This is a genomic window from Streptomyces sp. TRM64462 (genome assembly GCF_013362995.1).
Taxonomy (GTDB): domain Bacteria; phylum Actinomycetota; class Actinomycetes; order Streptomycetales; family Streptomycetaceae; genus Streptomyces.
The window spans coordinates 1-1,842 of record NZ_JABWDV010000228.1 but is presented as its reverse complement, the minus strand read 5'-3'; the positions used below and the strand labels follow the sequence as shown (position 1 = coordinate 1,842).

The window sequence follows — 1,842 nt, the reverse complement described above, 5'->3', positions numbered from 1 at the left end:
GCTGACGGAGGACACATACGTCCAGTGCCCGGCCCGGCCGCCCAGCGCGTCGAGCGCCCCTCGTACGAAACCGGGCTGCCACGACACCTCGACGACCGCGTCCCAGTCGCGGCCCAGCAGCGGCGCGTACGCCGCGAGGTCCCGCCGGTCGGCGGCCACCAGCGTCGCCCCCTCCGCGACGTCCCCGCTCTCACCGCGCGCGAGGCACGTCACCCGATGACCGCGCGCGACCGCCTGCCGCGACAGCTCCCTGCCCACCCACGCCGTGCCACCCAGAACCAATATCTCCATCCCGCCACCCAAGCACCCCGCGCCCCGCACACCCGGGCGCTTCGCTGACAGCGGACCCGGCCGCCGCCCCGCCCCGCCGCCGTACACCGCGTACACCGCGGGCACCGGAGTGGTTGCGGACGGTTGATGCGGGGCACGACCCTGGTCACGCGTGTGAGAAGGGAAAAAGGACCGTGGCAACGGGGGAACCACAGGCCCGCATTCCGGCCTACCCGGGCGTCAACCAGTTCGTCGACGCCCTCGACAAACTCATCGTGCAGCCCCGCCGCCACCGCGGCGGCGTACCGGTCGTCCTGCTGAGCGAACCCGGCACCGGTCGCGTCGGCCGGCGGATCGTCGCAGGCCTGCGCACCCGCCTCACCGGCCGCGACGGCCGCCTCGCGCCCCACGCCCACCTGGCCGAGGACACGGCGGACCCGGCCGCCGCACCGCCCGAACCCCTGGAGCTGTACGAGCAGATCGCCTACCAGCTCCGAGGATCCATGCCGTCCGGCAGCGGACGCCTGCGGCTGCCCTCCTACCAGTTGCTGCGCGCCGTCGTCACGGCCCCGGCGGCGGGCGGCCTGATGGAGCGCCGCCCCGGCGAACTGCTCGACCACTGCTACGCACAGCACCGCGAGGTGTCCTCGGTGGCCCGCGCCCTGTGGTGGCTGGGCGGCCGCGACCAGGCAGCCGGCGGCACCCTGGTCGAACTCCTGTGGAACTTCGTCGCGGGCCCCCTCTTCCAGCGGTTGCCGCGCGCCCTCTACGGCCGGCGCGCCGACCGCCGGATGCTGGGCCGGGCACGGTCCGGCACCCGCCGCTGGTACGCCGAGTGGGTACGGCAGCAGCAGGGCGTCCCGTCGGACGACTTCTTCCGCTCCGCCCTCGACCTGGTGGGCGGCGGGCCCGACGGCGACCCCGAGCAGCTCGACCGCGTCCTGGTCCACGCCCTCCTCGCCGACCTGGAGTCGGCGAGCCGCAAGCGCTGGTACAGCCCGTGGCGCCGCCGCCGGGTCAGCCGCTTCGTCCTCCTCGTGGAGGAGGCGGGCCCGGCCGAGTCCCGCGTCCAGCGGTTCCTGCGCGAACTGCGCGCCGCCATGGAGGACCTGAGATGCACCTCGGTCGTCGTGGTGGCGGCCGGGGTGCGGACGCTCGCCAGCCGCATCCCCGACACCCGGGTGCACGGCCTGTCCGAGGCCGGTGCGGAGCTGGCCGCCATCGCCCAGGACGGCAGCCGGCCCGTCCACCGGTCCGGCATGGTCGTCCCGGTCCCCGAAGGCCCCGCGGACGACCAGGCGGCGATGTACTGGCTCGGCCGCCGGCCCACCCTCGCGCCGCCCGTGCACCGCTGGGGCCCCGGCACCGAACTCGCCGCGGCCGCCGGCGCCGGCGTGCTCGCCCTGGTCCTCACCGCCGGGCTCCTCGTGGGCATGCCGTTCACCACCGAAGGCCCCGACCCGTGCCTCGGCTCGACGTTCCTCGGCACGGACGGGCAGTGCGTCGGCGTCGCCGAAGGCGCCGCGTCCTTCGGCTCCGAGGACGGCGAACAGGCCGTACGGGACGTTCTCC

1 protein-coding gene and 1 pseudogene are annotated in these 1,842 nt (G+C 75.6%); one reads left to right on the top strand and one right to left on the bottom strand.

What is annotated here, in order from left to right:
- A partial coding sequence (locus HTZ82_RS10605; protein ID WP_175409079.1) for an NAD-dependent epimerase/dehydratase family protein occupies positions 1-291 on the bottom strand: 291 nt, incomplete at its 3' end.
- Positions 292-464: 173 nt separating this feature from the next.
- Between HTZ82_RS10605 and HTZ82_RS10600 the strand changes: the two are divergent.
- Positions 465-1,842: pseudogene (locus HTZ82_RS10600) on the top strand (ABC transporter substrate-binding protein); the annotation flags it as partial.